Source organism: Hyphococcus sp. (assembly GCF_041986965.1).
In the GTDB taxonomy this organism is placed as follows: domain Bacteria; phylum Pseudomonadota; class Alphaproteobacteria; order Caulobacterales; family Parvularculaceae; genus Hyphococcus.
This window is the reverse complement of the sequence record NZ_JBHIXB010000006.1, coordinates 1-15,494: the sequence shown is the minus strand read 5'-3', so window position 1 is coordinate 15,494 and position 15,494 is coordinate 1. Positions and strand designations below refer to the sequence as shown.

Genomic DNA, 15,494 nt, shown 5'->3' with positions numbered 1-15,494 from the left:
GCGCCGCTGCTCGCCGCCGTCTTTGGTTTGACGGCGCGGCTGGGCGCATCGGTTGCGGTTTCAAGTGCTGTCATGACTGCTCGCTCCTTGCCTTTCCGCCCGCAAATTCCCCCGGGACGGCGGGGGCGGCGGAAACGGGGCGAGCACGAGCGCCGGGCATCGGAGGCCGGGGCGCAACTGGTTTGGTAGGATGAGAAAAACAACGAAGACGGATAAAGTGCCAAAGCGGTTGCGGCGCGGCCGCCCGGCGCTATTCGCCCCGTCTTCCGTTCCGCCGCCCCCGCTGTCCCGAGGGGAATGACCAACAAGCCGCGGGGCAAAGCCCCGCGTCCTTATCCCGCTCAACGAGCGGGCCTGCGGCAGGGATCGTCACCGGCGCGGCGAAGACGACGAATTCATCTCTTGAATTTGTCGGCTTCGGGCCGCCAATCACCCATGATTGGCGCGCCTAGAGCCCGGCGCTGTCAGGCGGCCGCCGTAACACTTAAAATGCGCTAAGAGACCCGATGTCCCCGGCGTTCAGTTCACATATTTTCCAAAGATCGGCTCGGTCAGATAGGTAAGGAGCGCGAGCGCGAGCGTTCCCCATACAATAATAATAAGCCCATCGGCGCCAAACGAAACGATCCCAAAGCCGACCAGCAAGACGCCGGCGCCGCCAGCGATAAAGATCGGTCCGGAATAATAACAATGTCGTCTTCGACATCGTGTTGCGTTTAATACACACGCAAGACCCATCCAGAAAAACGAGCCGCTCATCATCATGATGATGACCGGAAAAGGAACAAGCTCGCTCATAAAGTTCGTTGAAAACAAAATCGCCAGCGGCAGACCCCACGACCAGAAGAACGGAAGGGCGCGCGCGGCGTGATCATTTCTCGGTTCATCAACCACAACACGCTGCTCCCAATTGTATCGGCGGACATTTCACATCGCCATAAGAGCAATACACACAGCAGTCGCCCGGCTTCGGTTTCAAAACAGCGCCGCAGCCTTTGCAGTCGTAAAACCACTGACATGCATTACTCGGCATCTCATCGGTAGACCGATGTCTGCATTCAGGACAGGTGATGGTCGATGTTGCGATGACGTCGCTCATTGATTCACCCAGCGAAGCAATTGGGGTTCATAGAACGGCATAATGTAGGCGGCGACAATAAGCGCCGCCGCAAGGGCGAGCGTAATCACAACGCGTTTGCTCGGCCGCCGCTTTTTCCAGAATGCCGCGACAATCGCCACGCCAAGCAGAATAACCGCCGCGCCCATGAAATAGTGCTGAAACCGCGCAAAGAAGGCGAGCTTGCCGACAAATGCCGCGCTGACGCCGAGATTGATCAGGATGAGCGGCAACACGCAACACGACGCGCCGATGAGCGCCCCCAAGCCCGAAAGGACCCCGCCGCCGGCGATCCATCCGCCTTTCCTGCGCGCTTTTGTTTTGTTCGGGTCTTCACTCGTCATGTCGTTCATCGTAAATTCTGTAGTCGCTACAGGATCAAGACCGATGGACCAATTCAATCTGACAATCGGGAAGCTGAGCAATCAAACCGGCGTGAAGATCGAGACGATCCGCTATTACGAAAAAATCGGATTGATGCCGGCGCCGCCGCGGACGGAAAGCGGTCGCAGACTTTATGACGGCGCCCTCGCCGACCGGCTTTGCTTCATCCGGCGCGGCCGCGAGCTCGGGTTTTCGCTCGATGATATCCGTGCGCTCCTGGGGCTTGAGGACCGAAAACCCACTTGTGCAGAAGTCTTTGAAATCACCTCCACGCATGTGGAGATGATCCGGACGAAGATATCGGATCTGAAAAAGCTCGAACGCACCCTTTCGACGGTCGCCAAAGGCTGCAGCCGTAACAGGACGCCCGATTGCGCGATTATCAAGACGCTGTTCTCCTGAGAGGCTTGAGAAAAGGTGTCTTGGGCTGTCATGGGCAGCGGCTTGTCCCACGCTTTTTCTGCGGTCTCGCAGCGCTTGAGCAGGGCCTGATTCTCTATCAGAAGTAGTGAATTTGGTGCTTTAATAATTTTTGAATTTAATGGTAATTAACCCCCATCATGTGACTTTCATAAACTCCACCCTTGCCAGAACTTTGAAATTCTCCTATTTTGTTGGCTATGGCCCAACAACGTCAGGAACGATTAAAGCCCCTGCTCGACGACCTTCCGCCCGGCTATGTCGCCGACGCGGCCTGGCTGACAGCGCGCGGCATCGACCGCAAATCGATCCTGCAATATGAGCAGCGCGGTTGGCTCGAAAAGCTCGCCCGCGGCGTCTACCGCCGGCCTGACACGCACCGCGATGTCAGCGCCGGCAACTGGCGCCGCCTCGTTCTCTCCCTGCAGCGGATCATGGAGTACGACATCCATGTGGGTGGACGCACAGCTCTGTCGCTCCACGGCTTCGATCATTATCTCACCCTCGGCAACGCGCCGCGGCGGGTCTATCTTTACGGCGCCGCGCCGTCCTGGCTCGCGCGGCTGCCAAACGCCGACCTCTTTGAAACCCGAAGCCTCGCGCTTTTCAGCGGCGCCATGACCGGAGTCGACGGCATAGGCGACGAAAAGCAAGCATCCGCATCGCAACGACGATTGAACGATCTCATCGTCTCAACGCCCGAACGGGCGATCCTCGAAATGCTGAACGAGTTGCCCGCAAACGAAAGCTTTCACAACGCCGATATGTTGCTTGAAGGGCTCGCGAACTTGCGCCCGCGGCTTCTCGAAAGCCTGCTCAAAGAATGTCGCAGCGTGAAAGTAAAGCGCCTATTCTTCGTCTTCGCCGATCAACACGATCACGCCTGGAGACAATATCTGGACCCGGAGGATTTCGATCTCGGCTCCGGCCCGCGTGCGCTCGTTGAAGGCGGGCGCCTACATCCACGCTACAACATCACCGTGCCGCCAGAACTGATAGACGGTAAGGAAAGCGATGAGTCTGACGATGGCCCGTGAAACCTATCTCGCGCAGGTCCGGCTCTTGATGCGCCTGCTGCCCGTGGTCTCGACCGAATCCGCCTTCGCCCTCAAGGGCGGCACGGCGATAAACCTCTTCCATCGCGACATGCCGCGCCTCTCCGTTGATATCGATCTCGCCTATCTGCCTATTGAAGATCGCGCGACATCGTTAAAAGCGATCGACGACGCTTTCAATCGGCTCGCGGCGCAGATCAGCAAACTTCCGGGCGTGGCCGCAAAGCGCATCGCCGGCGGCGGCGGCGGCGATACGCGCATACTCGCCAATATGGACGGCGTTACGGTCAAGATTGAGACCTCGCCTGTGATGCGTGGCGTGATTGGCGAACCGCGCCTCATGCGCGCAGCCCCGGCGGTTGAGGACGAATATGGATTTGTGGAAACGGCAATTGTGTCGTTCGACGATCTCTATGCCGGCAAGCTGCACGCGGCGCTCGACCGCCAGCATCCGCGAGATTTATTTGACGTCAAACTCCTCTATGACAACGAGGGGTTCACCGACGATCTCTTCCGGACCTTTCTTGTCTACGCCGCCTGCTCCGGCCGTCCCATGCATGAACTGCTTGCGCCAAATGAAAGAGACATTGCTGAGGATTTCGCCCGGGAGTTTGCCGGCATGACGGTCGAACCGGTCAATATCGACACTCTTCTCTCCGCGCGAAAACGACTGATCGGCGATATCCAGGCGCGGCTCAATGGAAACGCCGCCGAATTCCTTCGCACGCTGCAGGCCGGCGAACCGGAATTCACCCTTATCGGCCTGCCGCATGCCGCCGACCTGCCGGCGATTAAATGGAAAATTCTGAATCTGAAGAAATTGATCGCTGAAAATCCGGACAAGCACCGCGCGCAAGCCGATGCGCTCGAAACGATCATGAACAAACAGGATCGAATCGATTCGCGCTCACTGCGTCCACCTGGCTAAAATCAGTCGTTGCAAAAAAACCTTTCTTTTAGAATCCGCCGGACCGCGCCTTTATCAAGCGCTTTGCCTTAGCCTGTTTGCGCCATTCTCATATCCAGAGCCGGCGGTTTTTCATACAGGCTAGAATTCTGACGCAGGCGCAAACACCTACTCATTCCAACAACGGATCCTTCATTCCGCCGGCGCAATCGCTGTTTCATCATAGGGTTCGATTTTTCGCTCGCGTGCGTCCCCTTCCCGATGGGCGATCCGGTAAAGCGCCGGCAGCACCAGAAGCGTCAGCGCCGTCGATGAAATGATGCCGCCGATAACGACGGTCGCCAGCGGTCGCTGCACCTCCGCGCCGGCGCCGACATTCAACGCCATAGGGACAAAGCCGAGACTGGCGACCAGCGCCGTCATCAAAACAGGGCGTAATCGAATGAGCGCGCCCTGATAAATCGCGTCGTCAAGCGCAACGCCTTTTTCGCGCAGATCGCGGATGAACGAGATCATGACAAGACCGTTGAGCACCGCGACGCCGGAAAGGGCAATAAATCCAACGCCTGCTGAAATCGAAAACGGCAGACCGCGCAGGGCCAGCGCGGCGACGCCCCCGGTAAGCGCCAGGGGAACGCCGGTAAAAACGAGCCCAGCATCTTTGACCGACCCGAACAACATGAACAGAAGCCCGAAGATCAAAAGAAGCGCCATCGGCACCACAAGCCGCAGGCGGTTGCTCGCCGAGATCAATTGTTCGAACGTACCGCCATAGGTGATCCAGTAACCGGCCGGGAGATCGACCGATTGATCGACGGCGCCGCGCACATCGCTGACAAAAGTCCCGAGGTCGCGGCCGCGAACATTGGCCGTAACGACGACGCGGCGCTTGCCGTTTTCGCGGCTGATCTGATTGGGGCCGAGGTCGATAGCGATTTCGGCGACTTCCGACAACGGCACCGACGCCAGGGCGTCCTCGTCGCCGGCGCGCACAGCCTCCGGCAACGGCACCGGCAGCCGACGGATCGCCTCGACATTGCCGCGCAAGTTTTCCGGCAAGCGAACGACAATATCAAAACGCCGGTCGCCTTCGAACACCTGGCCGGCGACGCGTCCGCCGATTGAGGCGGCGATCACGTCCTGAACATCGGCGACGCTCATGCCGTAGCGGGCGAGCGCCTCGCGATCGGGAATGACCGACAAAAGCGGGAGCCCCGTCGCCTGTTCGGTGCGGACGTCGGCGGCGCCGGGAATTTCCGATATTACGGCTTCGACAGCTTCTGCCGTTTCGACGAGCGTGTCGAAGTCATCGCCGAATATCTTGACGGCGAGATCGCTTCTGACGCCGGCGATAAGTTCATTGAAACGCATCTCGATGGGCTGGGTGAATTCGTAATTGTTGCCGGGAACGGCGCGCATCACTTCCTCGATCTCCGAAACGAGTTCGTCTTTGCGTTTGCGCGGGTCGGGCCAGGCCTTTCGCGGTTTCATGATGATGAATGTATCGGCGACATTGGGCGGCATCGGATCGTTGGCGACATCCGCCGTGCCGATTTTTGAAAAGACACGCTCCACTTCAGGAAATCGGCGAAGCCGGTCCTCAAGAACCCCCTGCATGGCGATTGCCTGCGTGAGATTCGTCCCTGGGATACGCAGGGCGTGCATGGCGACGTCGCCTTCATCGAGTTGCGGGATGAACTCGGCGCCGAGCCGGGTCGCGAGCAATCCGGCCGCCACGCAGACAAGGACGCCCCCGGCGACGACCGCCGTACGCCACTGCAGCGCTCGCGCTAGAAGCGGCGCATAGCCGCGCTTGACCGCGCGAATCGCGCGGCTTTCCTTTTCCTCGACCTTGCCACGAACGAATAGCGCGACCGCCGCCGGTACGAATGTCAGTGAAAGGATCAACGCGGCCGTGAGCGCGGTCACGACCGTAAAGGCCATGGGGTGGAACATTTTCCCCTCCACACCGGAGAGCGCGAAGATCGGTATGTAGACGACAGTGATAATCAAAATACCAAAGACGCTCGGTCGGATAACCTCGTCGGTCGCCGATGCGGCGAGCGAAAACCGTTCATCGCGCGTCAACAGCCGACCGAGTTTTTTTTGCTCCAATGCAAAACGCCTCAGGCAATTTTCGACGATAATCACGGCGCCGTCGACGATCAGCCCGAAATCAAGCGCGCCGAGGGACATGAGGTTGCCGGAAACCTTGTTCTGCACCATGCCGGTGATCGTCATCAGCATGGCGAAGGGAATAACCGCCGCGGTAATTAACGCTGCGCGGAAATTGCCAAGGAGCAGGAACAGAACCGCAATGACGAGCAGCGCGCCTTCAAGCAAATTCTTTTCAACGGTCCTTATTGTCTTTTCAACAAGCGTTGTGCGGTCATAGACCGTTTTCGCCGTTACGCCGGCGGGCAAACTGTTGTTGATTTCATCGATCCGCGCAGCGACCGCCTTCGAGACCGTGCGGCTGTTCTCACCGATCAGCATAAAGACGGTGCCCAGAACCACTTCCGCTCCATCTTCCGTCGCGGCGCCGGTGCGCAATTCCTTGCCGAGCACGACATCTGCGACATCGCCGATGCGGATGGAGACCCCATGGCGTTGCGTGACGATGATCGCGTCGAGGTCTGCTAGGGTTTCGGCTTGGCCGGGCACCCGCACAAGATATTGTTCGCCCGAGCGTTCGATATAACCGGCGCCGACATTGGCGTTGTTACGCTCAAGGGCCTCAATGATGTCCCCGAAATCGAGGCTGTACGCGGCGAGTTTTTCCGGCCAGGGCGTGACATGAAACTCTTTCTGGTAACCGCCGATCGTGTTGACTTCCGTAACGCCCGGAACCGTAACAAGCTGCGGTTTGACGACCCAGTCGTGAAGGGTGCGCAAATCGGTTGGCGTCCAGCGCCCGCCGTCCGCCCGCGGAATATTGGAATCGGCTTCGACCGTATACATGAATATCTCGCCGAGACCGGTAGCGATGGGGCCCATCTCCGGTTCGATCTCAGGCGGCAATTGTCCGCGCACTGTCTGCAGGCGCTCGCCTACAAGCTGACGCGCAAAATAAATATCCGTACCGTCCTCGAATACAACGGTGACCTGACTCAATCCATAGCGCGAGATTGAGCGCGTATAGCTGAGGCTCGGAAGACCCGAAATTGCCGTTTCGATCGGAAAGGTGATGCGCTGTTCGGCTTCGAGCGGCGAATAGCCCGGGGCCTCGGTGTTGACCTGGACCTGCACATTGGTGATGTCGGGGACGGCGTCGATCGGAAGGCGCGTAAAATTATAAACGCCGAGGGCGCTAAGGCTCAGAACAACGATCAGGACCAGCCATCGCTGGCGAATGGAGAAAAGAATGATCCGTTCAAGCATGGTTTTTCCTAATGATCGTGCAAGGCGCCGGACTTTTCGATGTCGGCCTTGATGAGAAAGCTGTTCTGCGCGACATACTCAGCGCCGGGCTCAACGCCGCCCAGAACCTCCGCCCATTCGGCGTTGCGTCGGCCAAGTTCGAGCATCCTGACCTCGTAGGTTTCGCCGATTTTCTCGAAAACGACGGTGAAATCGCGAAAGCGCTGCAGCGCATCGGCGCGGACGGCGAGCGGCGCCTCGACGGCATTGACGACAATGTCGCCGCGCACCGTCATGCCCGGCATGAAGGCGCCGTCATCATTGGGCACGGGCGCGCGGGCGATGATGGTCTGCGTCGCCGTTTCCTTTGTGGGAAAAAATGTCTGTATGATGCTTTCAGAGGACTTGGCGTCATCGACCGTCGTGATCGAAACGCCCTGGCCGGGTTTGACCTGATCGAGATCGCTCGCAAAGACATGGAAGTCGACAATCAGCCTGCGCACATCGCCGACGGTAAAGAGCGGCGCATCGCCTGCGACGTCGCCGGGATTGGTGTTGCGTTCAATAACGACGCCGTCAATCGGCGAGCGAATTTCATACGCTTGCAGACTTTCATTGCTCTCAATGCGCGCAATCACTTCACCCTTCGTGACAGCGTCGCCGACTGTTTTTGAGACCGAAAGGACTTCCCCCGGAAAGCGGCCGCGCAAAACAGCGTGCGCGCCGGGCGCAAAATCCACACGGCCAAGCACGTCGACCGTCTCGGTGATGATGGCGGGTCCGGCCTTTTCGGTCACAATGCCGGCTTCCGTCGCCGCGGCATCAGTGATCTCGGTGCGGCCTTCATAAGATTGGTAAGTCCAGGCGGATTGATCGCCGCCAATCGCCGCCGTCACAGAAACATCGAACGAGTGCGGTTCGCGCACGACCTGAGGGCTTGTCAAATAGTCGCCTTCGGGCGCGAAGGAGAACTCGTCTTTGTCGCCGCCGAGACGATCCAGCGTGATCTGCGCTTCAATATTATCCGGAGAGAACGGCTCGCCGTTGCGATAGGGATAAAGTCGGAACCGCGGCGGCGATCCGTTTTCAAAAATCGTGACCTCAAGAGCGACATCGCCGTCTTCAAGAAGGCGGCCGCCATGGGCCCCGCGTTCATATTCTTCATCACCGTGACTTTCCTGTGCGCCTTCGCCCGCAACGCCGCAGGCGGCAAGCGCTAGCGCACCCGCAGAGGCGACGAAAACAAACGCGATGCTGCGAAAAGCTGTCATTGGATTTTTCATTGGGCCAACTCCAAATTGTCTGGCTTGCGGCCGGTCAGGCGGTCGAGAGCGATTTCAGCCTGACGCAGGCGTGCGAGCGTTGCGATTTCCCGCAACCTCAACTCGGCGAGCGCGCGCTGGGCTTCGATGACGTCAAGATAGGTGAACCCGCCGCGCTGAAACCCGCGGCGCGCTGAGGCCAGCGCGGCTTCAGCCTGCGGAATTATATTGTCGCGGATCGCCCGCGCCTCGGCGCTCGCCGCCAAATGCCGACCCGAAACGGTCGCCAGTTCGCGTTCGAGGCGCATCAGACCGCCACGCTTTTGCCATTCGGCGCGATTGCGTTCGGCGCGAGCCCTGGCGATGGCGCCCCTGTTTGTGTCAAACAGCGCAATCGGCATCGAAAAGGATAAGATCCCGGCGACCGCATCGTCGCCGGCAAGATGACGGACGCCAAGGCTGATCGTCGGATCCTGTTTCGCGTTCGCCTGTTCAAGCCGCAAGGCTGCGCCGGCGCGCGCTTCATTGGCGGCGAGCAACGCCGCGTCGGGGGATTCGGCTATGCCGGCTTCGAAAACATGAATCTCTTCTGGCTCAGCAAACAATGGCGCAGTGTCGACCGTGAACGCATCGCCGTTTCCGCTCCAGTAAGATGCAAGTCTCCGGCGCGCGAGCTCCATCGTTTGGCGGGCGAGATCGCGATCAGCGCCGAGTTCGGCGGCGCGCGCCTTGACGCGCAACAACGCCGCTTCGGGATCGCGGGCGCTGGCGACGCGGCGATTCACCGCATCTACAAGCGCGCGGCCGATTTCTTCTTGTTCTTGAGCGACCGCAAACTGCGCCGTCGCCGCCATCGCCTCGACATAGACGCTCCGCACTTCTGTGATGACGTCAAGCTCAGTGCGGACCTGGTCAATCCGCGCGAGATCGCCCTCGGCGTCTGCAATTGAAATGCGCGCAGCGCGTTTGCCCCCGCGTTCGATGCGTTGACCGAGGCTATAAGAATACTCGCCGCCGCCCAATCCGTTAAACGGATCGGAGCCGGCGAAGTTCTCCGCCTCAAATTGCGCCGTTGGGTTCGGCCGGACGCTGGCCTGCGCAAGCGCGCCCGCCGCCGCGCGGCGTAATTCAACGCTGGCGCGCAACTCCGGCGCCGCATCGAGCGCGCGCTCGACCGCCTGGTCGATCGTCAGCACGGCCGGCTGAGCGAACGACGCGGGACTGACAAACGCTGCGGCGACGCCGAGCGCGAGCCCCAATATATGAAGCCTCATGAAACATTATCCTCTCTTCGGTCTGTCAACTGATCTCGCGCGTAAATCGCGCACGTTCAGTCAGACGCGAGGAGGATGAAAGAAGCCTGCGAGTTCGGCCTGGTCAGCAATATCGTCACGCGGCCATGCAAGCCGCAAAGCCTTTGACGAAGCAGCCGACTGGCCAAGCGCTGAACGGGCCATCATGTGAAAATGACAGGCGCCGGCATGGCAATGGGTCGCGTGCTCGGGATGGACAGCACCTTCGCTCTCGACATCTTCTGCGGTGTTGACGCCGTCAAAATCATGGTGTTGCGTAACGTGATGAATGTCCTCTTCCGCGGCGTGCGCAGGCGCGACAACGCCGACAACGCCCCAAACAGCGGCGAGCAAGATCACGGCAATACGGCGAATATGTGCATAGCTGCTCATTGACGCCGGTCATAGCCGAAAAACGCTGACAATTCATTATGAATCTGAGCTAACATTCCTGCGATCCGCCCTTTTTCTACTAAACAAAACGCGGCGTTTCGCGCTTATATTCAGTGTATTCCGCTCCATACTCTTTTTCGAGCCAGGGTTCCTCAAGAATGGGCGCTAGCAGATAGAGAAGCGCCCAGATCGACAGCAAAATTGTCACCGATAGGGAATTCGCGATGAGCGCCCATCCCAAGAGGCCGATCCAGGTGACCACATAAATCGGGTTGCGGCTTTTGGCGAACCAGCCGGTGGTGCGCAGTCCGCGTTTTTCTCCGAAAGCATTGCGCCAGCCCATGTCAAACGTAATCCGAAATGCGAGCCCGAAACCGGTCAGCAGCAAGAGCGCGCCCGCGCCGTATTGTAGGAAGCCGCGCGTTCCTTCGCGAAATTCGAACTGCAGCGCCGTCATTATGATCAAAGGATAGAGATATCCCCGAAACAGCAACATAAAGGTCCGATGCTGCCAAGATTTACCGTCCGGCGGCGGCCAATACTGAAAACTCTGAAGCAATACGGAAGCCAGCGCAAACAGGAATATAAGGCTCGCTGACGCGAATGACGCCCAGAAGGCAATTTGCGAGATCACGCTGTTCATGAACGGCCGTCCCTATTTTTTGCCGAAAACATTTGATTAAATCCATCGGCGCACGCGCCGGCAATAGGCGTCATAGTCGGTGCCAAACTTTTTACGTAGCACCTTTTCTTCCGGCTTGATCTGAAACAGCGTCATGGTCAGGACGAACACTAAGGGCGGTACAAAGCTCACAACATTTTGCAGGTAGGCGGCCCATGCGAGCAGCAGCAACAGGACGCCGACATACATCGGGTTGCGCGATACCCGGTAGAGTCCTTTTATCACTAGCTTTTCGGCCGCTTCCGGGTTCACGGGATTGATGGTCGTTTTGGCCTTGATGAACTGACTGATCGCAATCGCAATAATCGTCAAACCAGCCGCAGCGAAGCCCGCAGCGATAAAACGAAAACCGCTCCAATTAAACGAGAAATCCGGGAACCGATCAGCGGCGATCCAACTCAGCACGGCATATGCCGGCCCCTGGATCGCCGGCGGTATCGTTATTTTCATATGTCAGCTCTCCGAATTTAAGTGAGCAGGTCTGTTCGTGGCGGCGTTGATTTCCCGCAGCGCCTGCGAGGTGATCGAGACTGACGATTTCAGGAACAATGACGCAAGCAACGTAGCGACAAGTAAATCGGGCCAGAACGATCCCGTAAGCCACACGGCGCCGCCGGCGGCAATCACCCCGACATTGCCAATGGCGTCGTTACGCGAACAGAGCCAGACGGAGCGGACATTTGAATCGCCGTCCCGCCAGCGAAGGAGAATGAAAACGCTTGCGACATTGGCGGCGAGCGCCATAAGTCCGACGCCGCTCATAACCGGCGCCGCCGGAATAGAATCGCCAAACGCGGCAGCGATCGTCGTGGTCAGGACAAACAACGCCATCAAGCCCAGACTAGCGCCTTTAATAAGCGCCGCCGTTGCGCGGGTGCGCAGCGCGGCGCCAATGACGGCGAGACTCAAGGCGTAGGTCGCCGTATCGCCGGCGAAATCGAGCGCGTCGGCCTTCAACGCCTGCGAGCTTCCGAGAAACCCGGCCGACATTTCGACCAAAAACATCGCGGCGTTGATGAAGATGACCGAAATCAGCGCTCGCTTGTAAGCGGGCGAGCCGCCGTCAAAACCGTTGTTTTCAGAGGCGCATCCCGGCATTCGGGCTCTCCTTGAATCATCGACAGCCATAACCTAATGTCTACAGCAGCTATAGGTTCAAGAGGACAGATGCCGAAACTTCAAATAAATCCGGTCACCATCGGCCGGCTGGCCAAGGCGTCAGGGGTCAAGGTCACGACGATCCGCTATTATGAGAGTATCGGACTCATAGATCCCCCGGATCGGTCCGAAGGCGGCCAAAGAATCTACGACCAAAAAGCCGTCGAACGCATGCGTTTTATCCGACATGCCCGCGATCTCGGATTCCCGCTGGAGGCGATCCGTGAACTGATCGCCCTTTCCAGGAACGAACAACGCTCATGTGCGGAAGTGGATGAAATCGCGCGTCGCCATACCGAAGACATCAAACAACGTATCAAGAGACTGAAGTCGCTGGAACGCGAATTATGCCGCATGATAAAAGAATGCAGCGTCGATCGAATTTCGGACTGCCGGATTATGGAGGTGCTGTCCAATCATGAGCTATGCGCGAGCGAGCATTGAATTTGGCCCCGCCAATAGTCACATGATTTAAGCTGGAGGCGACGGCTATGCCGGACAAAAACGCATCGCGTGCTCATTGGGAAACGGTCTACGACGCCAAGCTTCCTTCGTAAGCAAGCTGGCATCAAGATCGACCTGATCAGTCTCTCGATTTAATCCATCGGGCGGCTCTGCCGTTGAATTCGTCTATTCTCGATGTCGGCGGCGGCGCATCAACGCTTGTCGATCACCTTCTCGCCGAACGACGCTACACACTCGGCTTGCTGGATATTTCGCAGGCCTCCTTTGCTCATGCGCGCAAACGACTCGGAAAAAACGCCGGGCGCGTAAAATGGATCGCAGCAGATATAACGACCTGGACGCCGGATATTTCAGTTGATTTCTGGCACGACCGCGCAGTCTTGCATTTTTTAACTGAACGAGCAGATCAGGAAGCGTATTTTGGCGCGTTGAAAGCCGCTTTAAACCCCGGCGGCTGGGTCATGATCGCCGGCTTTGCTCCCGGCGGCCCTAACAAATGCAGCGGACTTCCGATCGTACAACATGACGCCGGCAGCTTGCAGAACTTACTTGGCTCCGGCTTTACGTTGATCGAAACCCGGAACGAAATCCATCGAACACCTTCAGAGGTAGAACAAGCATTTCGGTATCATCTATTTCGTCATTCAGCGGGTGCGAGCCTTTCGGCAGGAACGGTGAGTTGAGCGTCTGTAATAGCACGCCGGTTCCACAGGAACCAAACTGCCGGGATGACGACAAGCGCGAGGACGGTCGCACTCGCAATACCGCCGATCATTGGCGCGGCGATGCGGCGCATGACTTCTGACCCGACTCCTTTGGAGCCGAAATAGTCATTCTCAAGAAGAGCGCTCCAGGTCGCTTTTTCTTCTGCAACCGCGTAGGGCGCCGATAGCGCTGAGATGAAAACGGCAAGCAATGGAATCTTCACAGAGCTAGAGCCTGCCCCATCGACTCTCGCCAAAAATGCAAGAAATATTTTTCGTTGAGTTTTCTCTTTACGCTTCATTCAATCCCTTGGCTCACCGCCGGCGTGATCATCAATCTGGGGCATCAAGATACCAATGGCGGCCAAGAGCTGGAACGTCGCTGCTCGCGCATCACGTTCCGCATTCGCCAACGCCACTTGAGCGTCGAGATATTCTTGTTCCGCATCGAGAACGTCCAGCGTGGTGCGTACGCCAATCTCCGCTTCGCGCCGGACGCCATCAAGGGCCAGAGCGTTCGCGTTTACTTGCGTTTGCGATGACATGATATTTGCGCGTGCGGCAGCGAGTCGCTGCCAACCAACTGTAACGCGCGCATCGACCTGCCGTTCGGCGAGGTTAATGCGCCGGCGGTCCGCGCTATTGACCGCGCGCGCCTCGCGCACGCGCGAAAGGCGAAGGCCGCCAAGAAAGATCGGCGCGGTCACGCGGACGCCATAGGCGAAACGTTCATCCTGCTCGATGAATGACGACGGCTCCTCGGCATATTGATATTCCGCCCGCAGGGACACTGTCGGCGAAAACGCGCCTTTTGCGATAGCGACGCCGCGGCGTGACGCTTCTTCCCGCATTTGCGCCTGCAAGATGAGTGGCGATAGTTCGTGTGCGATCGCTTTGGCTTCGTCTAGTGCAGCCGGCGTCGCCGGCAAGGCCGGCGCCTCTTCAAGACTCCCTGGGTTTTGGCCAATAATTTCTGCAAACGCGGCGCGGCTGATTGCAAGCTGCGCTTGTGCGCTGGTCATTCGGGCGCGCGCCTGCGCAAGGCGCGCTTCGCTTTGCGCAACATCTGTTTTGGTGACTTCGCCGACTTCAAAACGAAACGCGATTTCTTCGAATTGCCTGATTAACACCTGAACGTTGTTTTCTGTCGCCTTGTAAACGACCATGTCGCGCACGACATCGAAATAAGTCGCCGCTGCACGGGAAAGCACGTCCTGTTCGACAAGGGAAAGTCGTGCGCCGCCCGCTTTCGTGCGCGCCTTCGCCTGTCGGATGGCGTTGACATTGCGCAGTCCCGCAAAGATCTGCTGCTCGCCCTGCACTTGCGCGGTCGCCGTGTTCAGATCGAAATTGCGATCCCTCGCCCCGGCGCCGAAGACATCGCTATTGATTGATTGGGTGTCATCGACTTTGTCATAACCGGCGCCGGCCGTTATCTGCGGCAGGCCGCCGGCGCGGGCCTGAGCTACGCCTTCGCGAGTCGCGTCAAGTTGCGCGCGCTCCGCGGCGATTTCCGGATTTGCCGCGAAGGCCAGCGACAGGGCCTCCTCCAGAGTCTGGGCGCTTGCTGTCGCAATAAGACCAATTGAAGCCCCAAGCGCGCCCAGAAGGTACCGGGCGATGGGCGTCCAGGATATCCTGCTTTGTCCATGTGCACACGACATAGCCATCTTTTACTCCGCCGGAGCCTTTGTCGATGTTTTGGATCCGATCGATTGACCAGGAATAACGCCGTTGAGCATGCGAACGATACGCCTTGCGATGCTGTTGACGTCGCCCGGAACCATATAGGCGGCCGGCACGACGAGCAGGGTCAGGATTGTCGATGATGAAAGTCCGCCGATGATAAGAAAGCCGAGCGAATTCCTCCATTCGGCGCCGTCGGAACTTGAAAGCGCAACGGGGATCATGCCGAATATGGCGGCGAACGCTGTCATCAGCACCGGCCGCAATCGCTCCGGGCAGGCCTTGAGGATCGCCTCGCGCGCCGGCGCGCCTTCCTCGCGTAGCTGGTTTGCGCGATCGACGAGCAGAATGCCGTTTTTCATGACGATGCCCATCAGCGCGATAAGGCCGATCTGTGCAAACAGCGACATCTCCTGCCCGCCAAAATAAAGCATGGCGAAAGCGCCGGAGAACGACAGCGGCGCCGTCAGCATGATGACGATCGGCTGCACAAAGGAGTTAAACTGACTAGCGAGTACGATATAGAGCGCGACCATCGCCAATCCGAAGGCGAAAATGATCGCTGAAATCGACTCATTCATCCGCCGCACAGATCCCTCATAGCTTATC

Annotated in this window: 17 protein-coding genes and 1 pseudogene; 5 read left to right on the top strand and 13 right to left on the bottom strand. The window is 58.4% G+C overall.

The genetic code is table 11. The features are described 5' to 3' along the window. Nucleotides 1-519 precede the first annotated feature (519 nt). The 3 genes from ACFC5L_RS18155 to ACFC5L_RS18145 are packed head-to-tail and all read right to left on the bottom strand — an operon-like array spanning nucleotide 520 to nucleotide 1,470. Entirely contained in the window at nucleotides 520-894 is a 375-nt protein-coding gene (locus ACFC5L_RS18155) for a hypothetical protein (protein WP_375204385.1), read from the bottom strand. Next, complete coding sequence (locus tag ACFC5L_RS18150) at nucleotides 887-1,099, bottom strand: GDCCVxC domain-containing (seleno)protein (protein WP_375204386.1); 213 nt, start codon at nucleotides 1,097-1,099, stop codon at nucleotides 887-889. Before ACFC5L_RS18150 ends, ACFC5L_RS18155 begins: the two co-directional genes overlap by 8 nt. Beyond that, nucleotides 1,096-1,470 (bottom strand): hypothetical protein, encoded by a 375-nt coding sequence (locus ACFC5L_RS18145; protein WP_375204387.1) that lies wholly within the window; start codon nucleotides 1,468-1,470, stop codon nucleotides 1,096-1,098. Before ACFC5L_RS18145 ends, ACFC5L_RS18150 begins: the two co-directional genes overlap by 4 nt. Before the next feature lie 34 nt (nucleotides 1,471-1,504). Between ACFC5L_RS18145 and ACFC5L_RS18140 the strand changes: the two genes are divergently transcribed. From ACFC5L_RS18140 to ACFC5L_RS18130, 3 genes are all read left to right on the top strand, one after another. Next, the gene (locus tag ACFC5L_RS18140) at nucleotides 1,505-1,903 is read left to right on the top strand and encodes a MerR family transcriptional regulator (protein WP_375204388.1); all 399 of its coding nucleotides are present in this window, start codon (nucleotides 1,505-1,507) and stop codon (nucleotides 1,901-1,903) included. Nucleotides 1,904-2,121: 218 nt separating this feature from the next. Then, nucleotides 2,122-2,958, top strand: a complete 837-nt coding sequence (locus ACFC5L_RS18135; RefSeq protein ID WP_375204389.1) for a type IV toxin-antitoxin system AbiEi family antitoxin domain-containing protein — start codon at nucleotides 2,122-2,124, stop codon at nucleotides 2,956-2,958. Next, nucleotides 2,948-3,904, top strand: a complete 957-nt coding sequence (locus ACFC5L_RS18130) for a nucleotidyl transferase AbiEii/AbiGii toxin family protein (protein WP_375204400.1) — start codon at nucleotides 2,948-2,950, stop codon at nucleotides 3,902-3,904. Before ACFC5L_RS18135 ends, ACFC5L_RS18130 begins: the two co-directional genes overlap by 11 nt. Nucleotides 3,905-4,075: 171 nt before the next feature. Here ACFC5L_RS18130 and ACFC5L_RS18125 read toward each other — a convergent pair whose 3' ends face one another. The 7 genes from ACFC5L_RS18125 to ACFC5L_RS18095 form a co-directional block, all read right to left on the bottom strand. After that, the gene (locus ACFC5L_RS18125; protein WP_375204390.1) at nucleotides 4,076-7,264 is read right to left on the bottom strand and encodes an efflux RND transporter permease subunit; all 3,189 of its coding nucleotides are present in this window, start codon (nucleotides 7,262-7,264) and stop codon (nucleotides 4,076-4,078) included. 8 nt (nucleotides 7,265-7,272) lie between these two features. Beyond that, nucleotides 7,273-8,514: an efflux RND transporter periplasmic adaptor subunit gene (locus ACFC5L_RS18120; protein ID WP_375204391.1), complete on the bottom strand. Its 1,242-nt coding sequence runs from the start codon at nucleotides 8,512-8,514 to the stop codon at nucleotides 7,273-7,275. 8 nt (nucleotides 8,515-8,522) lie between these two features. After that, nucleotides 8,523-9,779 carry a TolC family protein gene (locus ACFC5L_RS18115; RefSeq protein WP_375204392.1) on the bottom strand — a complete coding sequence of 419 codons (1,257 nt, stop codon included), beginning with the start codon at nucleotides 9,777-9,779 and terminating at the stop codon, nucleotides 8,523-8,525. A gap of 60 nt (nucleotides 9,780-9,839) precedes the next feature. After that, the gene (locus ACFC5L_RS18110) at nucleotides 9,840-10,190 is read right to left on the bottom strand and encodes a hypothetical protein (RefSeq protein WP_375204393.1); all 351 of its coding nucleotides are present in this window, start codon (nucleotides 10,188-10,190) and stop codon (nucleotides 9,840-9,842) included. Nucleotides 10,191-10,269: 79 nt separating this feature from the next. Then, entirely contained in the window at nucleotides 10,270-10,833 is a 564-nt protein-coding gene (locus tag ACFC5L_RS18105; RefSeq protein ID WP_375204394.1) for a methyltransferase family protein, read from the bottom strand. A gap of 36 nt (nucleotides 10,834-10,869) precedes the next feature. Continuing rightward, the gene (locus tag ACFC5L_RS18100) at nucleotides 10,870-11,322 is read right to left on the bottom strand and encodes a methyltransferase family protein (protein ID WP_375204395.1); all 453 of its coding nucleotides are present in this window, start codon (nucleotides 11,320-11,322) and stop codon (nucleotides 10,870-10,872) included. Between the two features lie 3 nt (nucleotides 11,323-11,325). Next, entirely contained in the window at nucleotides 11,326-11,970 is a 645-nt protein-coding gene (locus tag ACFC5L_RS18095; protein WP_375204396.1) for a cation transporter, read from the bottom strand. A 69-nt stretch (nucleotides 11,971-12,039) separates the two neighbouring features. Here ACFC5L_RS18095 and ACFC5L_RS18090 point away from each other — a divergent pair, with 69 nt between their 5' ends. Beyond that, nucleotides 12,040-12,474: a MerR family transcriptional regulator gene (locus tag ACFC5L_RS18090; RefSeq protein ID WP_375204397.1), complete on the top strand. Its 435-nt coding sequence runs from the start codon at nucleotides 12,040-12,042 to the stop codon at nucleotides 12,472-12,474. Between the two features lie 140 nt (nucleotides 12,475-12,614). Beyond that, nucleotides 12,615-13,178, top strand: a pseudogene (locus tag ACFC5L_RS18085) (class I SAM-dependent methyltransferase); the annotation flags it as partial. On the opposite strand, the gene ACFC5L_RS18080 reads toward ACFC5L_RS18085, so the two are convergent. From ACFC5L_RS18080 to ACFC5L_RS18070, 3 genes are all read right to left on the bottom strand, one after another. Beyond that, nucleotides 13,136-13,423, bottom strand: a complete 288-nt coding sequence (locus tag ACFC5L_RS18080) for a hypothetical protein (RefSeq protein ID WP_375210780.1) — start codon at nucleotides 13,421-13,423, stop codon at nucleotides 13,136-13,138. The pseudogene ACFC5L_RS18085 and the gene ACFC5L_RS18080 overlap by 43 nt on opposite strands. A 78-nt stretch (nucleotides 13,424-13,501) precedes the next feature. Then, nucleotides 13,502-14,869 carry a TolC family outer membrane protein gene (locus ACFC5L_RS18075; protein ID WP_375204398.1) on the bottom strand — a complete coding sequence of 456 codons (1,368 nt, stop codon included), beginning with the start codon at nucleotides 14,867-14,869 and terminating at the stop codon, nucleotides 13,502-13,504. 3 nt (nucleotides 14,870-14,872) lie between these two features. Then, nucleotides 14,873-15,494: efflux RND transporter permease subunit (locus tag ACFC5L_RS18070; RefSeq protein ID WP_375204399.1), on the bottom strand; the 622-nt coding region annotated here is incomplete at its 5' end.

Bases quoted from the DNA above. Each gene is read 5' to 3' on its own strand.
- ACFC5L_RS18150 (WP_375204386.1), bottom strand. From the start codon at position 1,099: ATGAGCGACGTCATCGCAACATCGACCATCACCTGTCCTGAATGCAGA.
- ACFC5L_RS18145 (WP_375204387.1), bottom strand. From the start codon at position 1,470: ATGAACGACATGACGAGTGAAGACCCGAACAAAACAAAAGCGCGCAGG.
- ACFC5L_RS18140 (WP_375204388.1), top strand. From the start codon at position 1,505: ATGGACCAATTCAATCTGACAATCGGGAAGCTGAGCAATCAAACCGGC.
- ACFC5L_RS18135 (WP_375204389.1), top strand. From the start codon at position 2,122: ATGGCCCAACAACGTCAGGAACGATTAAAGCCCCTGCTCGACGACCTT.
- ACFC5L_RS18130 (WP_375204400.1), top strand. From the start codon at position 2,948: ATGGCCCGTGAAACCTATCTCGCGCAGGTCCGGCTCTTGATGCGCCTG.
- ACFC5L_RS18125 (WP_375204390.1), bottom strand. From the start codon at position 7,264: ATGCTTGAACGGATCATTCTTTTCTCCATTCGCCAGCGATGGCTGGTC.
- ACFC5L_RS18120 (WP_375204391.1), bottom strand. From the start codon at position 8,514: ATGACAGCTTTTCGCAGCATCGCGTTTGTTTTCGTCGCCTCTGCGGGT.
- ACFC5L_RS18115 (WP_375204392.1), bottom strand. From the start codon at position 9,779: ATGAGGCTTCATATATTGGGGCTCGCGCTCGGCGTCGCCGCAGCGTTT.
- ACFC5L_RS18110 (WP_375204393.1), bottom strand. From the start codon at position 10,190: ATGAGCAGCTATGCACATATTCGCCGTATTGCCGTGATCTTGCTCGCC.
- ACFC5L_RS18105 (WP_375204394.1), bottom strand. From the start codon at position 10,833: ATGAACAGCGTGATCTCGCAAATTGCCTTCTGGGCGTCATTCGCGTCA.
- ACFC5L_RS18100 (WP_375204395.1), bottom strand. From the start codon at position 11,322: ATGAAAATAACGATACCGCCGGCGATCCAGGGGCCGGCATATGCCGTG.
- ACFC5L_RS18095 (WP_375204396.1), bottom strand. From the start codon at position 11,970: ATGCCGGGATGCGCCTCTGAAAACAACGGTTTTGACGGCGGCTCGCCC.
- ACFC5L_RS18090 (WP_375204397.1), top strand. From the start codon at position 12,040: ATGCCGAAACTTCAAATAAATCCGGTCACCATCGGCCGGCTGGCCAAG.
- ACFC5L_RS18075 (WP_375204398.1), bottom strand. From the start codon at position 14,869: ATGGCTATGTCGTGTGCACATGGACAAAGCAGGATATCCTGGACGCCC.